19 protein-coding genes and 1 tRNA gene are annotated in these 23,414 nt (G+C 72.2%); 13 read left to right on the top strand and 7 right to left on the bottom strand.

Annotation, left to right across the window (positions count from 1 at the left end):
• Positions 1 to 89 precede the first annotated feature (89 nt).
• Both otsB and AVL62_RS01740 read right to left on the bottom strand, forming a co-directional pair.
• Positions 90 to 905, bottom strand: coding sequence for a trehalose-phosphatase (otsB, locus tag AVL62_RS01745; protein WP_058889975.1), 816 nt, complete (start codon positions 903 to 905; stop codon positions 90 to 92).
• A complete protein-coding gene (locus tag AVL62_RS01740; protein ID WP_058890166.1) occupies positions 902 to 2,368 on the bottom strand; it encodes an alpha,alpha-trehalose-phosphate synthase (UDP-forming) in 1,467 nt (488 codons plus the stop codon). Before AVL62_RS01740 ends, otsB begins: the two co-directional genes overlap by 4 nt.
• Before the next feature lie 201 nt (positions 2,369 to 2,569).
• Here AVL62_RS01740 and AVL62_RS01735 point away from each other — a divergent pair, with 201 nt between their 5' ends.
• The 3 genes from AVL62_RS01735 (at position 2,570) to AVL62_RS01725 (ending at position 5,829) form a co-directional block, all read left to right on the top strand.
• Complete coding sequence (locus AVL62_RS01735; protein ID WP_153011603.1) at positions 2,570 to 4,585, top strand: protein kinase domain-containing protein; 2,016 nt, start codon at positions 2,570 to 2,572, stop codon at positions 4,583 to 4,585.
• Positions 4,586 to 4,747: 162 nt separating this feature from the next.
• Positions 4,748 to 5,713, top strand: coding sequence for a transglycosylase family protein (locus tag AVL62_RS18105; RefSeq protein WP_058889973.1), 966 nt, complete (start codon positions 4,748 to 4,750; stop codon positions 5,711 to 5,713).
• 43 nt (positions 5,714 to 5,756) lie between these two features.
• Positions 5,757 to 5,829, top strand: a tRNA-Thr gene (locus AVL62_RS01725).
• Positions 5,830 to 6,110: 281 nt separating this feature from the next.
• Here AVL62_RS01725 and AVL62_RS01720 read toward each other — a convergent pair.
• The 4 genes from AVL62_RS01720 to AVL62_RS01705 are packed head-to-tail and all read right to left on the bottom strand — an operon-like array spanning position 6,111 to position 10,829.
• A complete protein-coding gene (locus AVL62_RS01720; RefSeq protein ID WP_058889972.1) occupies positions 6,111 to 8,873 on the bottom strand; it encodes a multicopper oxidase domain-containing protein in 2,763 nt (920 codons plus the stop codon).
• Positions 8,861 to 10,030: a hypothetical protein gene (locus AVL62_RS01715; RefSeq protein ID WP_201023171.1), complete on the bottom strand. Its 1,170-nt coding sequence runs from the start codon at positions 10,028 to 10,030 to the stop codon at positions 8,861 to 8,863. Before AVL62_RS01715 ends, AVL62_RS01720 begins: the two co-directional genes overlap by 13 nt.
• Complete coding sequence (locus AVL62_RS01710) at positions 10,027 to 10,467, bottom strand: hemerythrin domain-containing protein (protein WP_235585461.1); 441 nt, start codon at positions 10,465 to 10,467, stop codon at positions 10,027 to 10,029. The genes AVL62_RS01715 and AVL62_RS01710 overlap by 4 nt, the downstream gene beginning before the upstream one ends.
• A gap of 50 nt (positions 10,468 to 10,517) precedes the next feature.
• Positions 10,518 to 10,829: a DUF2249 domain-containing protein gene (locus tag AVL62_RS01705; RefSeq protein ID WP_058889970.1), complete on the bottom strand. Its 312-nt coding sequence runs from the start codon at positions 10,827 to 10,829 to the stop codon at positions 10,518 to 10,520.
• A 161-nt stretch (positions 10,830 to 10,990) separates the two neighbouring features.
• On the opposite strand from AVL62_RS01705, the gene AVL62_RS01700 reads away from it, so the two are divergent.
• The 9 genes from AVL62_RS01700 to AVL62_RS01660 are packed head-to-tail and all read left to right on the top strand — an operon-like array spanning position 10,991 to position 21,563.
• Positions 10,991 to 12,322, top strand: coding sequence for an MFS transporter (locus AVL62_RS01700; RefSeq protein WP_235585460.1), 1,332 nt, complete (start codon positions 10,991 to 10,993; stop codon positions 12,320 to 12,322).
• 53 nt (positions 12,323 to 12,375) lie between these two features.
• Positions 12,376 to 13,218, top strand: coding sequence for a helix-turn-helix transcriptional regulator (locus AVL62_RS01695; protein WP_058889969.1), 843 nt, complete (start codon positions 12,376 to 12,378; stop codon positions 13,216 to 13,218).
• Complete coding sequence (locus AVL62_RS01690; protein WP_058889968.1) at positions 13,215 to 16,931, top strand: nitrate reductase subunit alpha; 3,717 nt, start codon at positions 13,215 to 13,217, stop codon at positions 16,929 to 16,931. Before AVL62_RS01695 ends, AVL62_RS01690 begins: the two co-directional genes overlap by 4 nt.
• Before the next feature lie 43 nt (positions 16,932 to 16,974).
• Entirely contained in the window at positions 16,975 to 18,753 is a 1,779-nt protein-coding gene (gene narH, locus AVL62_RS01685; protein WP_058889967.1) for a nitrate reductase subunit beta, read from the top strand.
• A complete protein-coding gene (narJ, locus tag AVL62_RS01680) occupies positions 18,750 to 19,514 on the top strand; it encodes a nitrate reductase molybdenum cofactor assembly chaperone (protein WP_058889966.1) in 765 nt (254 codons plus the stop codon). Before narH ends, narJ begins: the two co-directional genes overlap by 4 nt.
• On the top strand, positions 19,511 to 20,257 hold the full coding sequence (gene narI, locus AVL62_RS01675) for a respiratory nitrate reductase subunit gamma (RefSeq protein WP_058889965.1): 747 nt from the start codon (positions 19,511 to 19,513) through the stop codon (positions 20,255 to 20,257). Before narJ ends, narI begins: the two co-directional genes overlap by 4 nt.
• Complete coding sequence (locus AVL62_RS17200) at positions 20,254 to 20,637, top strand: hypothetical protein (RefSeq protein WP_058889964.1); 384 nt, start codon at positions 20,254 to 20,256, stop codon at positions 20,635 to 20,637. Before narI ends, AVL62_RS17200 begins: the two co-directional genes overlap by 4 nt.
• Positions 20,638 to 20,639: 2 nt before the next feature.
• A complete protein-coding gene (gene mobA, locus AVL62_RS01665; RefSeq protein ID WP_161937817.1) occupies positions 20,640 to 21,320 on the top strand; it encodes a molybdenum cofactor guanylyltransferase in 681 nt (226 codons plus the stop codon).
• 3 nt (positions 21,321 to 21,323) lie between these two features.
• Positions 21,324 to 21,563, top strand: coding sequence for a MoaD/ThiS family protein (locus AVL62_RS01660; protein WP_058889962.1), 240 nt, complete (start codon positions 21,324 to 21,326; stop codon positions 21,561 to 21,563).
• Positions 21,564 to 21,569: 6 nt separating this feature from the next.
• Here AVL62_RS01660 and AVL62_RS01655 read toward each other — a convergent pair whose 3' ends face one another.
• Positions 21,570 to 22,070: a hypothetical protein gene (locus AVL62_RS01655; RefSeq protein WP_327281209.1), complete on the bottom strand. Its 501-nt coding sequence runs from the start codon at positions 22,068 to 22,070 to the stop codon at positions 21,570 to 21,572.
• Positions 22,071 to 22,092: 22 nt separating this feature from the next.
• On the opposite strand from AVL62_RS01655, the gene AVL62_RS01650 reads away from it, so the two are divergent.
• Entirely contained in the window at positions 22,093 to 23,382 is a 1,290-nt protein-coding gene (locus tag AVL62_RS01650) for an ISL3 family transposase (protein WP_058889961.1), read from the top strand.
• Positions 23,383 to 23,414: the final 32 nt, after the last annotated feature.

Genomic DNA, 23,414 nt, shown 5'->3' with positions numbered 1-23,414 from the left:
TGGGGGCAACCATGGGCGGCGCTCGGTGGGGGTGAGGGCCAACCATTCGCGGCGCTCGGTCGTGATGGGGGCGGGTGAGGGCACGGGCCTCAGCGCGCGGTGGCCGCGCGGCGGGCGTCGAGCAGCGCCTGCAGCAGCGCGACCATCGCCTGCTCGTCCGCGACCCGGAAGCGCGCCTGCGTCTCGCCGTCGCCGACGTGCACCGTGAGCCGCCGTGCCGCGCGGTCGGCGTCCGCGTCGTCGGCCAGGGCCTCGAAGCCGTGCTCGTCGGTGAGGTCGTCGCCGGCGTAGAACACCGCCTCGGCGCCCACCTCGTCGGCCAGCGCCACGAGCGCGACGCCCTTGCCGACGTGCGCGGCGGCGAGCTCGACGACGCCCTTGCCGGGCGTCACCTCCAGCGAGGTATGCCGTGCCCCCAGCTCCCGGGCGGCGTCCAGGGCGGCCTGGGCCTCGTCCTCGGGCAGGCCCCGGGTGTGCACGACCCGGCCGGCCGGCTTGTCCTCGACCCGCAGGCCCGGGTGCTCCTCGCGCAGGGTCCCCAGCTCGTCGTCGAGGGTCGAGAGCAGCGCCTGCTGGTCGTCGTCCAGGGCCAGGCCGCCCTCCGCGCGGGAGTCCTCGGCGCCGTGGCTGCCGATGAGCACGAGCGGCCCGTCGAGGGCTGCGCCGGAGAGCTCGCGCAGCGGGTCGAGGGCCCGCCCGCTGACCAGGGCGACCGTCGTGCCGGGGAGGTCGGCGAGGGAGGCGAGGGCCGGCATACCTCCCTCGACGGGGCGGGAGTCCATGGGGTCGACCACGAGCGGGGCGAGGACCCCGTCGAAGTCGGTGGCGACGAGGACGCGGTCGTGGGCGGCGAAGTCGGCGAGCGCCGCGACGAGGGCGGTGTCCAGCTGGGGCGGGCCGCTCACGCCTCGCCCCTGGCGCCGCTGCGGGGCCGCTCCGGCGCCGACTCCAGGCCGTTGAGGAAGTCCTGCGCCCACGTCTGCACGTCGTGCTTGCGCACGCGACGACGCAGCGCCTTCATCCGGCGCTCCTTCTCGGCGGGCTCGTCGCTGATCGCGCGCAGGATGGTCTCCTTGAGCCCGGTGATGTCGTGCGGGTTGCACAGGTAGGCCTGCGGCATCTCCTGCGCGGCCCCGGTGAACTCGGACAGGACGAGGGCGCCCTTGCCGTCGTGGCGGGCGGTGACGTACTCCTTGGCCACGAGGTTCATCCCGTCGCGCAGCGGGGTGATGAGCATGACATCGGCGACCTGGTAGAGCGCGGCCATCTCCTCGCGGGGGTAGGACTGGTGCAGGTAGTGGATGGCGGTCGCGCCGAGGTGCGAGACGTCGCCGTTGATCCGGCCCACCGTCCCCTCGATCTGCTCGCGCAGGGTGCGGTAGGCCTCCACCCGCTCCCGGCTCGGGGTCGCCACCTGGATGAAGGTCACCTCGTCGGGGGAGATGGAGCCGTCGTCGTAGAGCTCGCCGATCGCGCGCAGGCGATGGCGGATGCCCTTGGTGTAGTCGAGCCGGTCGACGCCGAGCACGACGACGTCGGGGTTGCCGAGCGAGGCGCGGATCTCCTCGGCCCGCTCCTGGACGGCCTCGGAGTCCGCCAGCTCGCGCAGGCCGACGGCATCGATGGAGATGGGGACGGCGGCCGCCCGCACCGTGCGGGGGGCGCCGCCGAGGCGGTCGTCGTCAGCCCCGGACCACTCGATCTTCTCGCCCTTGGTCGTGGCCCCGAGGACGGCCCGGCAGGAACGGCCGAAGTTGCGGGCGTCGTCGGGGCGCTGGAAGCCGAGGAAGTCGGCGCCGAGCAGGCCGCGCAGGATGCTGGAGCGCCACGGTAGCTGGGCGAAGAGCTCGACCGGGGGGAAGGGGATGTGGTTGAACCAGCCGATGCGCACGTCGGGGCGACGGTCGCGGACCAGGGCCGGGACCAGCTGCAGCTGGTAGTCGTGGATCCACACGGTCGCGCCCTCGGCGGCGACCTCGCACACCGCCTCGGCGAAGCGCTGGTTGATCTCGCGGTAGCAGGTCCACCAGGAGCGGTGGAACGTCGGCGGGACGATGACGTCGTGGTAGAGCGGCCACAGGGTGTCGTTGGAGAAGCCCTCGTAGTAGTCGGAGAGCTCCTTGGTCGACAGCGGCACCGGGTGCAGGCGCAGCTTCCCCTCGTCGAACGGCTCGGGGGCCTCACCCGGGAAGCCGGCCCACCCCACCCACGCGGCATTGCCCTCCCAGCTGCGCATCACCGAGTCCATGGCGGTCACCAACCCGCCGGGGGCGGTGCGCCACTCGGTGCTGCCGTCGGGGTTGGTGTGCTGGTCCACCGGCAACCGGTTGGCCGCGATGACGAAGTCGTACCTGGCGCTCGAGCCCATCGACATACCTCCAGGTCAGTGGTCCGTGTGGTCGTGGTCAGCCTACGAGGTGCGCGGGCCGCACGCCGGGGGAACCGGGTCCCACCCTTGCACGTTCTCCACCGGAACCGGTCCTGGCGCCGGTGCCCTCTCGCGCACGCGCCACACCGGGGCCGCCCGCCAGACATCTGAGATCCAGGAAGACCCCCTACCGTGGAGTACGTGACCACCGAGATGCCGCGCTCGAGCCACCCGGACGTGACCCGCCCGGTGCCCTCCGGCGGCGGCTCCGCGGACACCCAGCAGATCGTCGTCCCCCGGCGGCTCGGTCCGTGGACGCTGCAGGAGCGCATCGGCGAGGGGGGTATGGGGGTCGTCTGGCGGGCGAGCGACGAGCGGGGTCGCGAGGTCGCCATCAAGGTGCTGCGCAGCCACATTGCGCACGACGACGGCGCCCGCGAGCGGCTGCGGCGCGAGGTGCACACCCTGGCGCGGGTCCACCACCCGCGGGTGGCGGCGGTGATCGACGCCGACGTCGACGGGCCGGCGCCCTACATCGTCACCGAGTTCGTCCCCGGGCGACCTCTCGACGTCGTCATCGAGGAGCGCGGCGGCCTGGGGCGGGAGCCGCTGCTGCGCCTGGCCCGGGGGCTGGCCGACGCTCTGCAGGCGATCCACGGGGTCGGCATCGTGCACCGGGACCTCAAGCCGGGCAACGTCCTGCTGGTGGGGGAGGGTGAGCAGCTGGACCCGGTCGTCATCGACTTCGGCATCGCCCAGGTGGCCGACGACGTGCGGCTCACCTCGACCGGGCTCGTCATGGGGACGCCGGGCTACCTCTCGCCCGAGCTCGTCGACGGCGGCGACATCACCGAGGCGACGGACTGGTGGGGCTGGGCGGCGTGCCTGGCCTTCGCCGCGTCCGGGCACCCGCCGTTCGGGCGCGGGCCGATGACGGTGGTCCTCGACCGGGTCGTGCGGGGGAGGGTGCAGCTGGACGGGGTGGACCCCGAGCTGGCGCCGCTGCTCGCGCTCGCCCTGTCGCCGAAGCCGTCCTGGCGGCCGGACGCCCGGGAGGTGCTCGAGGCGGTCGAGCTGTATGCCCGGGGCCAGGACGTCACCGGCGCGCTGCCCCGGGTGCCGCAGGACGCGGCGGACGGTGGGTCGGACCGGGGCGCGGACGCGACGCAGGTGCATCGTGCCGCCGGGGCTGCCGCCTGGGCGGCGCCCCCCGCGGACGCACCCTCGGCGGACGCCACCCGGGCGACGCCGCAGGGTCCGCAGACCCGGCAGGCGCCGGTACGCCGCCCCGACCCGACCCGGGCCGCGCCGAGCGGCCCGCAGACGCGGGAGTGGGACGGCCGGGCCGCCGGGACGTATGCCGGGTTCGCCGGTGCGGGCCAGGCGCGCGAGCCGCAGCAGTGGCCGGCAGACCCGCGCGAGGCGCAGCGGTGGGCGCAGGGTGGTCAGCGCGGCGAGAGTCCGCGGTCGTCCTTCCCCGACCCCTCGCCGAACCCGCCGGTCGCCTACGCCGACCGCGGCGCCGGGGGTGCGGCCACGGCATACCCCGAGGGAGCGGAGCGACCCAGCCCCCTGGACCCCCAGCAGCGGCAGCCGGACCCGCGGATCGGGCGCAGCGCGCGCCGCGGGACCCTCGCGGCGATGCTCGTCGGCTTCACCGCGGTCGCGGCCGCGGCGCCGCTGCTGGCGTGGGGGCTGTATGCCGTGTGGGGCGTCGTCGCGCGCACCGTCGACCGGTCGCTGACCGGCCTGGTCCTGCGGCGGCACCAGAACGGCCCGCGCCCCAGCGACGTGCCGATGGCGGTCGTGGCCTCGCCGTGGCACCTGCTGACCGCCACCTTGGCGACGGTGCTCTCGCTGCTGCTGCCGCTCGCGATCGCGGGCGTGGTGGCCATGGTGATGTCGGGGCTGCTGACGACGACCGAGCTGGCTCCGGGGGTGGGGTTCGCCCACCCGGTGGCCGTGGGCACCGGCTCCCTCGTCGGTGGGTGGCTGGGCTGGTGGGGCCTCGGGAGCACCTCGCTGCGGCGCGGGTCCCGCACCGTGGTCCGCGGCGTCGTGCCGCCGGGGGTGGCGACGATGGTCCTCGTGACCCTGTGCCTCGCCGGCGGGGCGGGCCTGGCGTACTGGTCGCTCATGGACGGCGACGTGGTCTCGTGGTGGCCGCTGCCGGGTGGGGCGAGCCCGTGGGACTACCTGCCGCTCGGGGTGCGCTGAGCCGCTGAGGCGGGCCAGGTATACCGCCACATCCGTCACACGCGATGCATTGCGTCACGTGAGACTCGTCACATTGGGCTTCCCAGGCGTGTCGCCTTGACCTAACGTGGGCCGGGCGCCTCGTCCCAGGCGTCACCTGTGTCCCAGACGGAAGGACCTTCCATGGCCCGCCACGCCCGCCACCGCGCCGCCCGCACGGGTGCCGCCCTGCGTCGAGCCGGGCAGGCCACGCTCGCCGGCACCGCCTCCCTCGCCTCGGTCGGGCTCACCGCCCAGGGCGCCGCGGCCGACGACAACGTGTGGGACCGCGTCGCGGCCTGCGAGTCGACCGGCAACTGGAGCATCAACACCGGCAACGGGTTCTACGGCGGGCTGCAGTTCTGGCACCCGACGTGGAAGGGCTTCGGCGGGCAGGAGTTCGCCGGTTACGCGCACCAGGCGAGCAAGGTCGAGCAGATCACCGTGGCCCAGCGCGTGCTGCGGGTGCAGGGCCCGGGCGCCTGGCCGGTGTGCTCGGTGCGCGCGGGGCTGACCATGCAGAACGGGCTCGAGCCCTACCCGGGTGGCGGCGGCTCGCCGGCACCGGACCCCGAGCCCGAGCCGCAGCCCGACCCCACCCCGCCCCCGGGCGAGGCCACCACGTGGACGGTCACCGCCGGTGCCGGTGCGAACATCCGCTCCGGGCCGGGCACGAGCTACGGTGTCATCGGCGGCGCGTCGAAGGGCACCCGCTTCCAGGGCGTGGCCAGCAACGGCTGGGTCAAGCTCGACGGGCGCTCCGGGTGGATCAGCGCCAGCATCATGAGCTCCGGCGGCAACCAGGGCGGCGGTGGCGGGGGTGGCAGCGCCTCCGACATGGCGCCGCTCGTGGCCGACGGCATCCGCGGCCCGCTGACGACCAAGGCGGTCCAGCGCTGGGTCGGCGTCGCCGAGACCGGCGCGTGGGACACCCGGACCATCAAGGCCGTCCAGGCCAAGGTCGGCACCGGTGTCGACGGCGTGTGGGGCCCGAAGTCGCAGGCCGCGCTGCAGAGCTACATCGGCGTCTCCCGGGACGGCTCGACCTACATGAACCACCGCACGGTCGTCGGCCTGCAGAAGTGGCTCAACTCCAACGTCATCGGCTGAGACGGGTAGCATCGACGCGCCGTCCGGCCTGCGGGCCGGACGCGCTGGCGTGGCGCAATTGGTAGCGCACCTGTCTTGTAAACAGGTGGTTGAGGGTTCGAGTCCCTTCGCCAGCTCGGAGATCGCCTGTGGCGCAGGCGAATCGGGCTCAACAGCAGCAAACGTGCCTATCTGCGCGAAAGCAGGTAGACCAGGCCGCGTGGCACGTCTGACCTGCGGTTTCTGTTGGCACGCATCGCCGAGGCGCTCAGACGCTTCAGGTCACTGATGCACGTGTGCTGCACGTCCGTCAGGACGCCCTGTCCTCCAGGCCCCGGTACTTGAGCTGTCCTCAGCCACCGACGGACACTGGGGTGGGCTCGGCCTGCGGAGCGATTTGCGCTGCGAGGTTGGGTGTTCAATCGTCGGTCCGCGCAGTGACCTGTATGACCCCGTGGGCGCCGCGCTCGGCGTCGGCCATGACGTGGGAGACGAACGGGTATGACCCCGGTTCGGAGAAGGTCAGCTCGACGAATCCACCCTGGGCGGCCATCAGGCCCAGAGTCTGGGCCCCTGCGCCCTCGGCCGGGCCCTCGGGGCTCCCGAGACGCCAAGCCCCTTCGGCGTAGACGGTGTCGAACTGGCCGCCGACGACGTGGAAGGACGTCGAACGGTTCGGGCCGGCGTCCAGCACCCAGAGCCGCACGCGGTCTCCCGCCACGGCGTCCAGGACGTGCTCGTCGTACTGGTTGGCAATGCCGTTGAAGGTGAGGAAGGTCGGCCGGTCCGAGGCGGCCGCGACGGCGTCGACCTCGGCCGCGGGCACACCCCCGCGACCCGTGGCGGGGGAGAGGTGTACCTCGGACTGGACGAGCAGGTACTCCCGGTCGACCGGGGGCAGGCCCTCGGGTGGCTCAATGATGACGGCACCGTGCATGCCGGCCGCGATGTGGCTGGTCATGGGCATGGTCGAGCAGTGGTACATCCAGATCCCGGCCCGCTGTGCCGTGAAGGTATAGACGAGCGACTCCCCGGGTGGGATGGTGCGCATCGGCTCGTCAGGGGCCAGTGCCCCGGCGTGGAAGTCGATCGAGTGACCCATCGTCCCGTCGTTGACCAGGGTGATCTCGAAGACGTCCCCCACCTTGCCGCGCAACGTCGGACCCGGGACCCGACCGTTGAAGGTCCAGCGGAGCTGGGTGATGCCGGGGGCGACCTCGAGCTCCTCCTCGGTCGCCCTGAGGGTGAGCCGGTGCGTGGTGCCCGCGGTCGTCGTCACCGGCGGCAGAGCTGGGTCGACCGGGTCCGTCACCGAGGCCTGCGGGTCGGGGTGCACCAAGGTTGGGCCGTCGGTGTCGTTGCCCCCGGCGTCGTGGTCGGTGTGGTCCTCAGCGGCGACAGACACCTGGTCGTCCCCGGTCATCACGACGTCCAACACCATGCCCATCTGCCGGTGGCCCACGATCGTGCACCAACCCTGCGCCGGCTCCCCGACGACACCCAGGTCGAGCGTGGCTGACTCGCCTGGGGCCAGGCGGGGCGTGCGCTGGCCGAGGACCTGCAGGTCGTGCACGGTGGTCGGGTCGGTGTTGGTCAGCTCGACGACGAGGCGATCACCGCGGGCCACCTCGATACGGGCGGGCTGGAAGCGCATGTCGACGGCGGCCACCTGCACGGTGGTGGTGGCGCCGGTGGGGGCGACCGTGACCGCCCGACCGGTCGACGTTCCCCCCGCCAAACCGGCTGCGGAAGGGTCGAGCGCGACGCCGACCGACACGGCCAGCACGAGCGCGGACACCGCGGCCACCAGCTGTCCGCCGGACCAGACTGACGGCATGCGGTCGGGCTCGCCGCCGGGAGTTCTCGGCGTGGGGGCCGCCCCGGCCGGGCGTTCTCCCCGGGCGCGGGCCGTCTCCACCTCCTTCTTCGCGCGCACCGCGGCGCGGATTCCCCTGAGCATCAGCGGGACGAACGCCGCGAGGGCCAGGACGACGAGCACGGACAGGATGACGCGGACGATGCTCGGGACGGGCAGCAGGCACAGGAGCAGGCCGGCGTTGACGACGACCAGCCGCGCGGTGCCCCACCGGTCGAACCACGCCTGGCCGGCACGCACGACGGTCTTCCCGCCGCCGAGCACCGACGGGACCAGGTAGGACAGCGCCCCCGTCAGCAGCTGCGCGGCGAACCCGACGACGAGGATCGCGCTGGTGGTGCCGAAGCCGTCGGTGAACTCGGCCCACGTCTGCGTGGTCGAGAGCCGCACGAGGACGACCACGATGCCGGTCAGCCACCAGACCAGCGACAGACCGACCGAGGCCGGGGCGAACTCGCGCGGGCGGGTGGTCCGGGCCGGCGCGAGGACCGCGGAGGCCCACCACACCAGGGCCACGGCATACAGGCCGAGCGCGACCACGGTGACCCACCGCAGGTCAGCCAGGGCACCGGCCACGAGCAGCACGATCGCGCCGGCAAGTCCGGGCAGGGCCTGGCGCGCGCGCCGTTCCGCCGCGGACCCGATGGGGGTGCGCAGCATCGTGGGCCACAGGGTGAGCAGGGTGCCGGTGACGGTGAGCCCGACCCAGCCCAGGACGTTGACGCTGATGTGCGCCAGCAGGATGCGCCCGTGCGTCGCGTCGTCGAGACCCAGCGCGAGGGTGGCGCCCAGAGCGACACCGACCGGCAGACAGGCGGCGGCGGCCAGGTAGTACCGCACCGTCACCCGGAACCGGCCCGGCAGCGCCGTGCGCAGCCTGCGGAAGAGCTGGGCGCCGTGCCAGACGACGGCGACGGTGACCAGCGCCGCGCCCGACGCGGTGACCCACCACTGGACCGTGGGCACGCCGACCAGGGTGGTCGTGGTGCCGACCAGCAGGAGGACCAGGCGGCGGTTCTGTTGGCGACGGTCGTCCAGGCCGGGCGCCGTCTTCAGCAGCGCCTGGCTGAAGTGGGTGCTCCACACCATGATCGAGTGCGTCAGGGCGCCGAGCAGCACCAGGTGCACCATGAGCCACCGGGAGCCGGGCACGAAGGGGTGCACCAGGGTCGTGATCACCGCGAGCACCATCCAGAGCACGCCGGGGTAGTCGCGCAGCGGCCACCTGCCCCGTGCGCCGCCCGGACGGGCGGGACCGGTCGGTCGCGGGGCGTCGGGGACGGCAGGGCTGGTCAGGGCAGGCATGCGGGCTCGTGTCCCTCGGTCGTTGGGGTGGAGGAGCGGTGGCGGGAATGCCGCGCGCGCCCGTTCGGGCGGCGCCGCGCGCCGACCGCGGTGAGCGCCGCGACGGCGACGAAGAGCAGGACCGCAGCGATGTTGCCGACGAGCGCGGCGTACCAGCCGGTCGTCGTGCCGGCGGCCACCGTGAGGACCCGTCCGAGCAGCGTGAGATGCAGCAGGACCAAGGGGCCCCACATGAGCGTCGTGTAGGGCAGGTGCACCCTCAGCACGGCGGGCAGGATCACCGGGGCGTGAGCCAGGATCATCGACATCGCGAAGCCGAGGAAGGTGGCGTGGACCACGATGTCGTACCCGGCGACCGAGACCGCGGGCGACCCCAGCAGGGCCAGGCCCAGCCCAGCGACGGCCAGCCACGCGTAGCCGGCGAGGAGCGCGGCGGCGGCGAAGCGCGGCAGGCCGGTCGAGCGGACCAACCGGCGCGCCACGTCGTGCCGGACGAGCCAGGCCGTCAGAAGCAACAAGGACACCCCCAGCAGGCGCCCTCCCGTCGAGGGCCACAGCACGGCCGCGACGGCGGTGCCGGTCAGGGCCGTGGCGTGGGCGGTGAGGGTGGCCCGGGCGATGGGCGGCATCGCCAGGCGGGCCAGCTCCACGCGCTCAGCGGCGATGGTCAGCACGACGAAGCCGATCAGCAGAGGCATGACGGCCGCCACATCAACGCGGGTGAGCAGCAGCGCGGCCGCGGCGGCGAGCACGGCGCCAAGAGCCTGCACGGCCACGAGCAGGTCGCCGTTGCGCCGCCACAGCGCGAAGTAGACCACCACGAGCAGCAACATGCCCTGCACGAGCAGCAACCGTCCGAGCAGCGGCCGGGGCAGCAGGACCAGGGCGAGGGCCCCGGCGCCCAGCAGTGCAGGCGCAAGGAGAGACCAGCCCGCACGCAGGGCGACGGCACGTTCGAGGGCGATGACGGTGCCGAGGAACCCGAGCACCATGAGCGGCCCGTGCAGGACCCCCAGCCGCGCGCTGCCGACGGGAGCGGGCAGACCGGCCAGGGTGAGTGCGGCGTCGAGCCCGGATAGCAGGGCGAGTCCACCGCCGGCGATGAGCAGCGGGGCCCAGCGCGGACTGCGGCCGGCGGGGCCCGCGCTGCTGCTCATCCTCGGCCCGGTGCCTTTCCTGGGGCCCCGGACGCGGGTGCCAGGGCCGGTGTCACCTCGTCCACCTCAGCCCAGTCGGGAGAGTCCAGCGCGATCGCCGCAGCGGGGAACAGGCCGTTGTCCTCCCTGTCGATGTGGTGACGCAGGTCGCGCAGGAAGGCGTCGACGAGCACGGGGTCGACGTCCGCACCGGCCCGCCGGATCGCCTCGAGCTGGGCATCGAGCGTCGTGTGCTCCGAGCAGAGGCTGTCGATGTGGTCGGTGAACTCCTCCTGGCGGCGCAACACGGCGAACAGCCCGGTCTCCTCGTCGCGAGTGTGCGGGTGCAGCAGCGCCTCGACCCGGTCGACGGCCGCCGCGACCTGCGGGGCGCCGCCGCCCTCGCAGGCCCGGCGCAGCTCGCCGGCGGCGTTGATGATCTCGGTGTGCTCGGCCATGAACCGGCCGATCACCCCGATCGACTCGCAGCCGCAGTAGGTGCACATCCTCAGGCGGAGCGGGTGAAGCGCAGGGTCCAGGCCTCGGGGCCGCGGACTCGGTAGTCCCAGGTGATGGCCTCGCCCTCGCGGTCGGTGATCTGGGCGAGCAGCGGCAGCGGGTCGTGCGGGGCGACCAGGTCCATCTGCTGGCCCGGGCGCAGGCCGGAGAGCGCGCCGAAGATCGTCGCGTGCCGGATCGCGTGGGGGATCTCGCGGGCGTCGAGCGCGGGCACGCCCTCGTCGGTGCAGCCGCAGGCGCAGCCGCTGCGGTCGGAGAGGGGCAGCGCGGTGGTGCCGGCGGGGGCGGTGGAGTCGCTCATGAGGAGTCCTTCGCGGGTCGGGAGGAGTTTGACGGACAGATCCAATATAAACTAAACAACGGAGTCCGTCGTCCACTATGCTCCGTAGTGTCCGCTCTCGACGGACCCGGCACCATCCCTGCCCCAGTCCTGCACCGACCGACGCCGAAAGAGAACTGTTGATGACCGACTCCCCGAGCCGCGACGTCGGCACGCCCGCTCCCGACCTCGGGGCTCCTGCGGCCGCCCCCGCCGGGGCCGGCGCGACCGCCGCGACGGGTGAGCCCGACCCCCGCACCGCGCGCACGATGCTGCTGATGGCCACGCTCGGCTTCGCCCTCTGCTTCTGGGCCTGGGCCCTGCTCTCCCCGCTGGCGGTCACCCTGCGCGAGGAGCTGGGCCTGACCTCGCTGCAGCAGTCGCTGGTCGTCGCCACGCCGGTGATCGTCGGCTCCCTGGGCCGGATCCCGGCCGGCGCGCTCACCGACCGCCTCGGCGCCAAGGTGATGTTCCCGGCCGTCGCGGTCCTGACCATCCTGCCGGTGCTCTTCCTCGGCTTCTTCGGCGACAACCTCGCCGCCCTCCTGATCGGTGGCTTCTTCCTGGGCATCGGCGGCACCTCCTTCGCGGTCGGTGTGCCCTTCGTCAACGCCTGGCACCCCCCGGCCCGGCGCGGCGCGGCGCTCGGCATCTTCGGCATGGGCACCGGTGGCACCGCGGTCGCGGCGTTCACCACCCTCCAGCTGGCCAACGCCTTCGGCCGCCCCGCCCCCTTCGTGCTGGTCGCGGTGCTCCTCGCCGGGTATGCCGTGCTGGCCTGGTTCGTCCTGCGCGTGCCCCCGGGCCGCGCCGGGGGTGCCCGCGGCGGCAACTGGCTGTCCGCGGCCCTGCACACGCTGGCCCAGCCGGTGGCCCTGAAGCTGGCGATGCTCTACGCCATCGCCTTCGGCGGTTTCGTGGCGTTCAGCGTCTACCTGCCGACCTACCTGGTCAACAACTTCGGCATGGACAAGGGCGACGGGGCCCTGCGGATGGCCGGCTTCGTCGTCGTCTCCGTCGTCGCCCGGCCCGTCGGTGGCTGGCTGTGCGACCGCTACTCCAAGACCCTCGTGCTGGCCTCCCTGCTCATCGTCACCGGGCTCTTCGCGCTGCTCGCCGCCCTCGTCGGTGCGGGCACCACGGTCATCGTCGGGGACAACACCTACCCGGTGGCCCTCGAGCCGGTCGGCACCGTGGCCTTCCTCGGGATGGCTGCCGGGCTCGGTGCGGGAGCCGGTGCCGTCTTCGCGCTGGTCGCCGCGCTCGTCGAGCCGGCCCGGGTCGGCGCGGTGACCGGTGTCGTCGGCGCGGCCGGCGGGCTGGGCGGGTTCGTCCCCCCGCTGCTGATGGGCGCGATCTACGGTGCCTTCGGCAGCTACACCCCCGGTCTGCTGCTCCTGGCCGTCGTGGCCGTGGGGGGTGGCCTGTTCACCCTGGTGGGCTTCCGCAAGGAGCTCGCCGCCACCACCCAGTAACGTGACCGGCTCATCGATGCGACGAGCCGGACGGCCCTTGTGAGGAGGTGAAGGTGCCCGTTCCAGCCATCCAGCCCACGCGGCCGGAGCCGCCCGCCGGGGCGGCCCTGCTCGTCTCGCCGGTGCGCAGGGCCGTCGTGGACGAGCTCGCCGCCCTCGACGAGGCCACGCGTCCGGTCGGGCTGACGGCCGCCGAGCTGGGCTTGCGCCTCGGGCTGCACACCACCACGATCCGCTTCCACGTCGACCAGCTGGTGGCCGGCGGTGTGCTGGAGTCCCACTTCGTGCGCAGCGGCGGCGTGGGCCGGCCGAGCAAGAAGTACGTGCTGCGCGAGCAGGTGCTCGGCGAGACCGACACCGCCCAGCACGGTGCCGGGCCCTACCAGGTGCTGGCCGGGTTGCTGGCCTCCGCGATGTCGGCCGGGGAGGCCGAGCAGATGACGCCCGAGGAGGCTGGGGTGCGCTGGGCCCGCCACCGGGCCGAGGAGGCCGAGGCGGCGCACGCCCCCGAGCCCGGGGCGCCCGCCCCGGCGACGGCTTCCCGGTCTGCGGTGGAGGGGGTCATCGAGCTGCTGGCCGAGTGGGGCTACACCCCCGAGACCGAGCCCGCCGAGGAGGGGAGGGCCGTCGACATCACCCTGCGCGACTGCCCCTTCCTCGACCTGGCGCACACCCACCCCGACGTCGTCTGCGGCGTGCACCGCGGCCTGCTGCGCGGCGCGCTCGACGCCGTCGGCGAGCCCGACGCCCGGGTCAGCCTGCAGCCGTTCGTCGGGCCGACCACCTGTCGCGCGCGTCTGTACGTGCCGGGCGAGGCCTCCCCCGTCCAGGCCCCTGACCTGGGTACCATCACCGATCCCGACCCGCCCACCACTCAAGGAGTGCTTCCTTCATGACGGACATCCACGAGCGTCCCGCCGCCGGTCTTGACGGCCCCCTGAGCGAGGCGCTGGTCGGGACCAGGCGGTTCTTCACCCGGGGCCAGGTCTCGCAGGACCGGCGGACCCTGAGCCTGGAGGGCGGCCGCAGCGGCGACTCCTTCTACCGCGACCGCTGGAGCCACGACAAGGTCGTCCGCTCCACGCACGGTGTCAACTGCACCGGGTCCTGCTCCTGGAAGGTCTACGTCAAGGACGGGATCATCACCTGGGAGGCGCAGCAGACCGACTACCCCTCGGCCGGCGCGGACCGGCCGGAGTACGAGCCGCGCGGCTGCCCCCGGGGTGCCGCCTTCTCCTGGTACACCTACAGCCCGACCCGGGTGCGCTACCCCTACGTGCGCGGCACCCTGCTGGAGATGTTCCGAGCCGCCCGCCAGCAGTACGGCGACCCCGTGCTGGCCTGGGCCTCGATCGTCCAGGACGAGGAGAAGGCACGGGCCTACAAGACGGCACGCGGCAAGGGGGGGCTGGTGCGGGCCAGCTGGGAGGAGGTCGTCGACCTCGTGGCCGCCGCCCACGTCTACACGATCAAGCGCTTCGGCCCCGACCGGGTCGCCGGCTTCTCCCCGATCCCGGCGATGTCACCGGTCTCCTACGCCTCCGGCGCCCGTTTCCACGAGCTCATCGGCGCGCCGATGCTGTCCTTCTACGACTGGTACGCCGACCTGCCCAACGCCTCGCCGCAGATGTTCGGCGACCAGACCGACGTCCCGGAGTCCGGTGACTGGTGGGACGCCGGCTACCTGATCATGTGGGGCTCCAACGTCCCGCTGACCCGCACCCCCGACGCACACTGGATGGTCGAGGCGCGCTACCGCGGCCAGAAGGTCATCGCGGTCGCGCCCGACTACGCCGACAACGTCAAGTTCGCCGACGAGTGGGTCGCCTCCGCCCCCGGCACCGACGGCGCGCTCGCGATGGGTATGGGGCACGTCGTCCTCCGCGAGTTCTTCGTCGACCGCCAGGTTGACTTCTTCACCGACTACAACCAGCGCTTCACCGACCTGCCCTACCTCGTGACGCTCGACGACGCCGGTGACGGGAGCTACCGTCCGGGCAAGTTCCTCGTCGCGGGCGACCTGGAGGGCCACCCCGAGGCGGGCAGCGAGAACGCCATGTGGAAGCCGGCGGTCCTCGACGGGGCCACCGGTGAGGTCGCGATCCCGAACGGGTCGATCGGCCACCGCTTCGGCGACGAGGGCGAAGGCCGCTGGAACCTCGACCTCGGCGACATCCGCCCGGTGCTCTCGCTCTACGGCGGCACCGCCGAGGCGGTCGAGGTCGCGCTGCCACGTTTCGACAACCTCGAGGGCCATCAGGTGCTGGAGCGCCGCGGCGTCCCGGTCCGCCGGGTCGGGGACCGGCTGGTCACCACGGTCATGGACCTCCTGCTCGCCCAGTACGGCGTGGGCCGCGACGGGCTGCCCGGCACCTGGCCGTCCGGTTACGACGACCCCTCGGCCCCCGCCACCCCCGCCTGGGCGGCCGAGATCACCGGCGTCCCGGCCGAGCAGATCATCCGCATCGGCCGGGAGTGGGCCCAGAACGCCATCGACACGCAGGGTCGCGGCATGATCCTCATGGGCGCCGGCATCAACCACTGGTACCACTCCGACCAGATCTACCGGGCCCTGCTGGTGCTGACCTCGATCACCGGCTGCCAGGGCCGCAACGGCGGTGGCTGGGCGCACTACGTCGGCCAGGAGAAGGTCCGCCCGATCATGGGGTTCCAGCACCTCGCCTTCGCGTTGGACTGGGTGCGCCCACCGCGACACATGAACCAGACCGCGTACTGGTACGTCCACACCAGCCAGTACCGCTACGACACCTTCGACGCCGACGCGGTCAACGGCGCGACCGGCGCCTTCACCGGCCGGTCCACGATGGACCTGCTCGCCCAGGCGGTCCGGCTGGGCTGGGTCCCGTCCTACCCGCAGTTCGACCGGAGCTCCCTGCAGGTCGCCGACGAGGCCGCCGAGGCCGGCATGGCCGCCGCAGACTACGTGGCCAGCCGCCTCAAGGACGGCACGCTGCGGTTCGCCGTGGAGGACCCGGAGCACCCGGACAACTACCCCCGGGTCCTGTCGCTGTGGCGCTCCAACCTGCTCGGCTCCTCGGCCAAGGGCAACGAGTACTTCCTCAAGCACCTGCTGGGCACCGACCATGCGGTGAAGGCGACGCAGGCCTCACCAGAGCACCGGCCGCAGGACGTGGCCTGGCCCGAGCAGGCCGGCGAGGGCAAGCTCGACCTGCTGCTGACGCTCGACTTCCGGATGACCAGCTCCACGCTCTTCTCCGACGTCGTGCTCCCGGCCGCGACGTGGTACGAGAAGCACGACATCAACACCACGGACATGCACCCGTTCATCCACTCCTTCAACCCTGCGATCGCCCCGCCGTGGCAGGCCAAGAGCGACTGGGAGGCGTGGAAGGCCATCGCCCGGCGCTTCTCCGAGCTGGCGGTCGAGCACCTGGGCACCCGCAAGGACGTCGTGACCAAACCGCTGTGGCACGACACCCCGGAGGCGATGGCGACCGTGCACGGCCGGGTCCAGGACTGGCGCACCGGCGAGGTCGAGCCGGTCCCGGGACGCACCATGCCGGTGGTCGCCGAGGTCGAGCGCGACTACACCGCCGTCTACGAGAAGATGACCTCGATCGGCCCGCTGCTGGAGAGGGTCGGCATGCTGACCAAGGGCGTGAAGTACGAGGTCGGCCGCGAGATCGACATCCTGCGCCGACGCAACGGCACCGTCCGCGGTGGCGTCGCGGACGGGCAACCGAAGATCGAGACCGACATCCAGGTCGCCGATGCGATCATGCACCTGTCCGGGGTCAGCAACGGCCACCTGGCGACGCAGGGGTTCCGTTTCCTGGAGAAGCGGACTGGCACCCAGCTGCACGACCTGTCGGCCGAGCACGAGGGCAAGCAGATCACCTTCGCCGACACCCAGGCCGCGCCGGTACCGGTCATCACCTCCCCGGAGTGGTCCGGTTCGGAGAGCGGAGGGCGGCGCTACGCACCGTTCACGATCAACATCGAACGCTCCAAACCGTTCCACACCCTGACCGGCCGGCAGCACTTCTACCTCGACCACGACTGGGTGCAGGGGATGGGCGAGTCGCTGCCGACCTACCGGCCGCCGCTGAACATGACCACGCTCTTCGGCGAGGACCCGGTCGGTCAGCAGAGCGACCACGACGGTGCGGTCGCGGTCGCGGTCCGCTACCTGACCCCGCACAGCAAGTGGTCCATCCACAGCGAGTACCAGGACAACCTGTTCATGCTCTCGCTCTCGCGCGGCGGTCAGACCATCTGGATGTCCGACGTGGACGCGGCCAAGATCGGCGTGCGGGACAACGACTGGATCGAGGCGGTCAACCGCAACGGCGTGGTCGCCTGCCGGGCCATCGTCAGCCACCGCATGCCCGAGGGCACGGTCTTCATGCACCACGCCCAGGACCGGCTCATCGACGTGCCGCTGACCGAGACCGACAACAAGCGCGGCGGCATCCACAACAGCCTCACGCGGATCCTGCTCAAGCCGAGCCACATCGTCGGCGGCTACGCCCAGTTCTCCTACTTCTTCAACTACATCGGGCCCATCGGCAGCAACCGTGACGAGGTCACGGTCATCCGCCGGCGCACCGCCCCGGTGAAGTACTGAACCACCCGACGCACGACATACCGACCTGAGGAAAAGAGACAACATGCGCGTCATGGCACAGATGGCCATGGTCATGAACCTGGACAAGTGCATCGGGTGCCACACCTGTTCGGTCACCTGCAAGCAGGCGTGGACCAACCGTCAGGGCACCGAGTACGTCTGGTTCAACAACGTCGAGACCCGACCGGGCCTGGGCTACCCCCGGGGATACGAGGACCAGGAGGAGTGGAAGGGCGGCTGGATCCGGGCCGACAACGGCCGGCTCAAGCTGCGCGCCGGCGGACGCATCAACAAGATGCTCAACATCTTCTCCAACCCCAAGATGCCCTCGATCCAGGACTACTACGAGCCCTGGACCTACGACTACGAGACGCTGCTCAACGCCCCGGCGCAGGACACCTTCCCCGTCGCGCGGCCCAAGTCGCTCATCTCGGGCAAGCACATCAACATCGAGTGGTCGGCCAACTGGGACGACGACCTCGGGGGTTCCACCGAGCACGCCGCCACGGACCCGATGCTCAAAGGCATCGAGGACAAGGTGAAGTTCGAGTTCGAGCAGACCTTCATGTTCTACCTCCCGCGGATCTGTGAGCACTGCCTCAACCCCAGCTGCGCTGCCTCCTGCCCCTCCGGTGCCATCTACAAGCGCGAGGAGGACGGCATCGTGCTGGTCGACCAGGACAGGTGCCGTGGCTGGCGCATGTGCGTCACCGGCTGCCCCTACAAGAAGGTCTACTTCAACCACAAGACCGGCAAGGCAGAGAAGTGCACTTTCTGCTACCCACGCGTGGAGGTCGGCATCCCGACCGTGTGCGCCGAGACCTGCGTGGGCCGGCTGCGCTACATCGGCCTCATGCTCTACGACGCCGACAGGGTCCTCGAGGCCGCCGCGGTCGAGGACGAGCACGACCTCTACGAGGCCCAGCGCAGCGTCTTCCTCGACCCCCGTGACCCGGCGGTCCAGCGCGAGGCCGAGCGTGCGGGCATCCCCGGCGACTGGATCGAGGCGGCCAAGAAGAGCCCCGTCCTCAAGCTCATCACCGACTACAAGGTCGCGCTGCCCCTGCACCCGGAGTACCGCACGATGCCGATGGTCTGGTACATCCCGCCGCTGTCGCCGGTCGTCGATGTCATCAAGGACACCGGTTACGACGCCGAGGACAAGGACAACCTCTTCGCCGCCATCGACGCGCTGCGCATCCCGGTCGAGTACCTCGCCAACCTCTTCACCGCCGGCGACACCCGTCCGGTCCAGGAGGTGCTGCGCCGCCTGGCTGCGATGCGGTCCTACATGCGCGACATCAACCTGGGCCGCGACCCCCAGGCGCACATCGCCGAGGCCGTCGGTATGGAGGAGGAGGAGATGTACGAGATGTTCCGCCTCCTGGCGATTGCCAAGTACGGCGACCGCTACGTCATCCCGACCGCCCACGGGGAGCAGGCGCACGCCCTGGAGGAGCTGGCCACCGACTGCCCCGTGAGCTCCTTCGACGACGAGCTGCTCGACTCCTCCGGCCCGTTCGGCGAAGGCTCGGGCCGCGGCGCCGTCACCCCGGTCGCGGTGGAGAACCTCAAGATGCTCCAGGAGCGGGCCCAGTCGGAAACCCTGGTCTCCGGCGGCGCCAAGCGCGGTCGCGTCAACCTGCTCAACTGGGACGGGCGCGGCATACCCGAGGGTCTCTTCCCCCAGCGCCAGGAGGGCGTCGAGTCCCCCTCGGGTGGCGGCAGCCCGCACCAGCCCACCGCCGACCGGTCCGTGCTCGGGGACGGCCAGGCACGGCCGGACAACGTCGCCGGCGCCGACGAAGGGCAGCAGCGATGATGCCCTGGCGGCGCCACCGGCGCAGCAGCCCCCGGTTCGACGCGCGGACGCAGGCCGACACCTGGCAGCTGTGCTCGATGCTGCTGGACTACCCCCGCGAGGACCTGCCCGAGCGCCTAGCGGCGCTCCGGGACGTGGCCGCGTCTCTGCCGCGGTCGGCGGGCGAGCCGCTGGCCCGGTTCCTCGACCATGCGGAGACCGTAGGCTTGCCCGAGCTGCAACGCGACTACGTGGACACCTTCGACGTCACCCGCAAGTGCGCCCTGCACCTGACCTACTTCCTGCACGGGGACACCCGCAACCGGGGCGTGGCACTGGTGCAGTTCAAGCAGCTCTACCGCCAGCACGGGGTCGAGCTGGACGACGCCGATGCAGAGCTCCCTGACTACCTGCCCGTCGTGCTGGAGTTCGGCGCGACCGTCGCCCCCGACACGGCCTGGAAGGTCCTCAACGACCATCGGGTCGGCATCGAGCTCCTCCGGCGGGCCCTGGACCGGCGCGGCTCACCCTGGTTGGACGTGGTCGCGGCCCTTCGGGCCACCCTGCCCGACCTCGACGGCGACGACGAGCAGGCCCTCGCGCGGCTCATCGCCCAAGGACCGCCGCAGGAGACGGTCGGGATCGACGACGCGCCCTACGCCATGGACCCCGCTCTCGACGGCCTACGCACACCCCCGGCCGACGGGTGCGCGCCCCCCGGCAGCGCACCGCACACCCCCCAGTCTCTCGGCCCGACCATCCCCGTAGGAGCCCCCCGATGAGCACCTTTCTCTGGGTGATCTTCCCTTACATCTGCCTGGCGACCTTCGTCGTGGGCCACGTCTGGCGCTACCGCTACGACAAGTTCGGGTGGACCACCCGAAGCTCCCAGCTCTACGAGGACAAGCTGCTGCGAATCGGTAGCCCGCTGTTCCACTTCGGCATCCTCTTCGTGGCGGTCGGCCACTTCATGGGGCTGATCGTGCCGCAGAGCTGGACCGAGCGGGCCGGGATGAGCCAGGAGCTGTATCACATCGTCGCGCTCGCCGGCGGCCTGCCGGCGGGGATCGCCTGCCTGGTCGGGCTGGCCATCCTCGTCTACCGGCGGCGCACGGTCGGGCCGGTCTTCCGCGCGACGACGGTCAACGACAAGGTCATGTATGCCGTGCTCGCCGTGGTCATCGTGCTCGGCATGTGGAACACCATCGCGGGCACCCTGCTGAACCTGGGTATCGCCGGCGACCATTACAACTACCGCGACGGCGTCTCGCCGTGGTTCCGGCAGATCTTCTGGTTCCAGCCGGACGCCTCGCTCATGGAGGGCGCACCGATCGGCTTCCAGCTGCACGCCCTGCTCGCCTTCCTGCTCTTCGCGATGTGGCCCTTCACCCGTCTGGTGCACGTCTTCTCCGCACCGATCGGCTACTTCACCCGGCCCTACATCGTCTACCGCAGCCGTGACGAGCGGCCTGGGACGGCGACCGGCACCCGGGCGCAGAAGCGTGGCTGGGAGCGGGTCCAATGAACGAGCACCCCGTGCTCGAGGAGCCCGGTCGGTCCCGCGCTCAGGGCACCTCGGCGGTCGTCGACCTGCGCGCGGAGGGTGAGGCGCTCCTGGACCAGGCTCGCTCCACCGGCAGCGGCCGGGCGGTGCGGGCGGTCGTGCGCCAGCCCGGGCAGAGCCTGATCCTGCTCGGTCTGCCCGCCGGCGGCGGCCTGCCCGAGCACGACGCGCCCGGCCCGGCCTCCCTGCTCTGCCTCTCCGGCCGGGTGACCTTGGCCAGCGAAGGGGCGTCGCACACCCTGCCCGCGGGTACGGCGTGCGTCATACCGTCGGAGCGGCACGAGGTCACCGCCGCCGTGGACAGCGTCTGCCTGCTCGCGCTCTCGCTCCCGGACTCCTGACCGTGCCCGGACAGGTCGTGGACCTCCTGGTCCTGGCCGGCGGCCGCGGAAAGCGGCTCGGGGGCCGGGACAAGGCGGCGCTGGAGGTGGGCGGCCGGTCGTTGCTGGCACGGGTGCTCGACGCCAAGCCGCTGCTCGGGGGCCGGGTGGTGGTCGTGGGCGACACTCCTGTGCCACCGGGCGTGCTCCGGGCGGTGGAGGAGCCCCCCGACGGGGGCCCGGTCGCCGGCATCGCCGCGGGACTGGCAGCGCTGCGCGGCGGCGCCGAGGGCGACGGGGGCGTCCACGGCCCGAGCGGAGGACAGGCTGGTGCTCCGTCACCCGACTGGGTAGCAGTCGTGGCGGTCGACCAGCCCGGTGCCGCGGTCGCGCTGGCCGCGCTGCGCGCTTCGTTGGACGTCGCGGCGGATCACGTCGACGCCGTCGGTCACCAGGACGCTCAGGGTCACCGGCAGTGGCTGCTGGCCGTCTACCGCCGGGTCTCGCTGGAGAGGGCGCTGGGCCAGCTGGGGCAGGCTCGCGACGTCTCGGTCCGCCGTCTCGTCGCCGACCTGCGCTGGCAGGACGAGGAGTCCGGGCGGGAGCACCTCGGGGACGTGGACACCTGGGCCGACGCCCGGGACTGGGAACATCGCCTGCGGGGTGGGTCGATGACGACGGATGAACCGCAAAGGAAGGGATAGACGATGGCGACCGTGAGGTACTTCGCCGCTGCGGCAGAAGCGGCCGGCACCCAGAGCGAGCAGGTGCCCGCCGACAACCTGGGCAGCCTGCTCGACCAGCTCGCCGAGCTGCATGGCGCCGAGCTCGCCCGCGTGCTCTCCTGCAGCTCGGTGCTGCACGAGGGTCGCTACGTCAGCGACCGGTCCCTACACCTGGCCCAGGACGCCGTCCTGGACGTGCTGCCGCCCTTCGCCGGCGGCTGACCGGTCTCAGCCGCCGATGGCGCTCATGGGCCGCGGCGGCTGCAGGAAGTCGGGCTGGTTGATGCCGTGCCCGGGCAGCTTGGCGGTGATCGAGGCCCGCAGCAGCGCGGCCAGCTCGTCGTCCGAGGCGCCCTCGCGCAGGGGGGTCCGCAGATCGGTCTCCCCGGCGGCGAACAGGCAGTTGCGGATCATGCCGTCGGCGGTGAGCCGGACGCGGTCGCAGCTGCCGCAGAACGGCATCGTCACCGACGCGATGGCGCCGACGGTGCCGAGCGGTTCGCTGCCGGGTGCGGCACCCAGGGGCCGGACGTCGAAGAGCTCGGCCGGTGCGCTGCCGCGGGACTCGTCCGGTTGCGGGGTGAGGTCGTAGCCGGTGCGCAGCTTGTCCAGGATCTCGGCGCCGCTGATCATCTGCGAGCGGTCCCAGNNGGCTCTTCGACTTTGAGCGTGGTGGGGCCCTGACGTAGGGCTCGCGGCCCTGCGCCAGCATGGGTGTTGTCTAGACATCTCATGAGCGAGGACCGCGAGCGTGCACCAGCCTACGTTCGACGTCGATGCGGCGTCGATTCTGTTCAACCTGTCCGGCTACCGGGTCGTGACGGCCAGCCCTGCCCTCGGGGGTGAGCGGCTGCGGCAGGTGGTGATCGAGACGACCACGGGCGAGGGTGCCTGCCCCTCCTGCGGGGTGCTCTCCTCCCGGGTGCACGCCAGGCCGGTCCAGCATGTGAAGGACGTGGCCTGCGGTGGTGAGCGGCTCGACGTGCTCGTGCGCAAGCGGCGCTACGCCTGCCGTGAGGCGCTGTGCCCGCGGCGCTCGTTCACCGAGGAGACCGAGCAGCTGCCGGCCCGGGCCCGGGTGACGACGAGGCTGGCCGAGCAGGTCATCAGCGCCTGCCGGAGCGAGCCGCGCGCGGTGTCCCGGGTCGCGGACGAGGCGGACCTGTCGTGGCCGACGGTGATGCGGATGCTCACCACCACGCTGGACCTGGACACCGGCGTCGACCGTCGGCACGTCAAACGCCTGGGAGTCGATGAGCACCGGTTCCGCACCGTGCGCTACCTGCGCGACCCCGACACGCACGCGGTGAGGCGGGTCGAGCCGTGGTCGATCGTGTTCACCGACCTCGACGACGGCGCGATCCTGGACGTCGTCGACGGGCGCCGCGGCAAGGTCGTCACCTCCTGGCTCGCAGCGCGGCCGCGGTGGTGGCGCCGCCGTGTGCAGACCGTCGCGCTCGACATGTCCAGTGAGTTCCGCGCCGCCGTCCGCAAGGCACTACCGAAGGCGCGGGTCAGTGTCGATCACTGGCACGTGGTCCGGCTGGCCAACGAGATGATCACCAAGGTGAGGCGCCGTCGGGTGTGGGAGCTGCACGAGCGCCGCGGACGGGCGACCGACACCCCGTGGAAGTACCGCAAGCTGCTCACCTGTGCCGGCGACCGTCTCACGGTCCGCCAGCGCACGAAGCTGCAGGAGATCCTGGCCGAGGACGTCGAGCTGGCTGTGGCGTGGGGCATCAAGGAGCACGTCCGCCAAGTCCTCACCGCCCGCGACACGTCCTCGTTCCAGCGGCACTGGGCCGCCCTCCAGCGTGCCGTGCGGGCCACCCGCCTGCCTGAGCCCGCCGCGCTGTTCCGCACCCTGCGCGCCTGGCGGCGTGAGCTGCTCACGTTCTGCAGGACGAGGATCACGAACGCGCGCACAGAGGCGGCGAACCTGACCGCCAAGACGATCAAGAGGGTCGGGCGCGGTTACCGCAACCACCGAAACTACCGATGCCGCATCATTGGCTACGCGCCCCGACCGATCGCGGCGTGAACACCCGGGACCACGCTCAAACTCGAAGAGCC

Origin of the sequence: Serinicoccus chungangensis (genome assembly GCF_001483745.1) — a bacterium.
Taxonomy (GTDB): domain Bacteria; phylum Actinomycetota; class Actinomycetes; order Actinomycetales; family Dermatophilaceae; genus Ornithinicoccus; species Ornithinicoccus chungangensis_A.
This window is presented reverse-complemented; position numbering and strand designations above follow the sequence as displayed.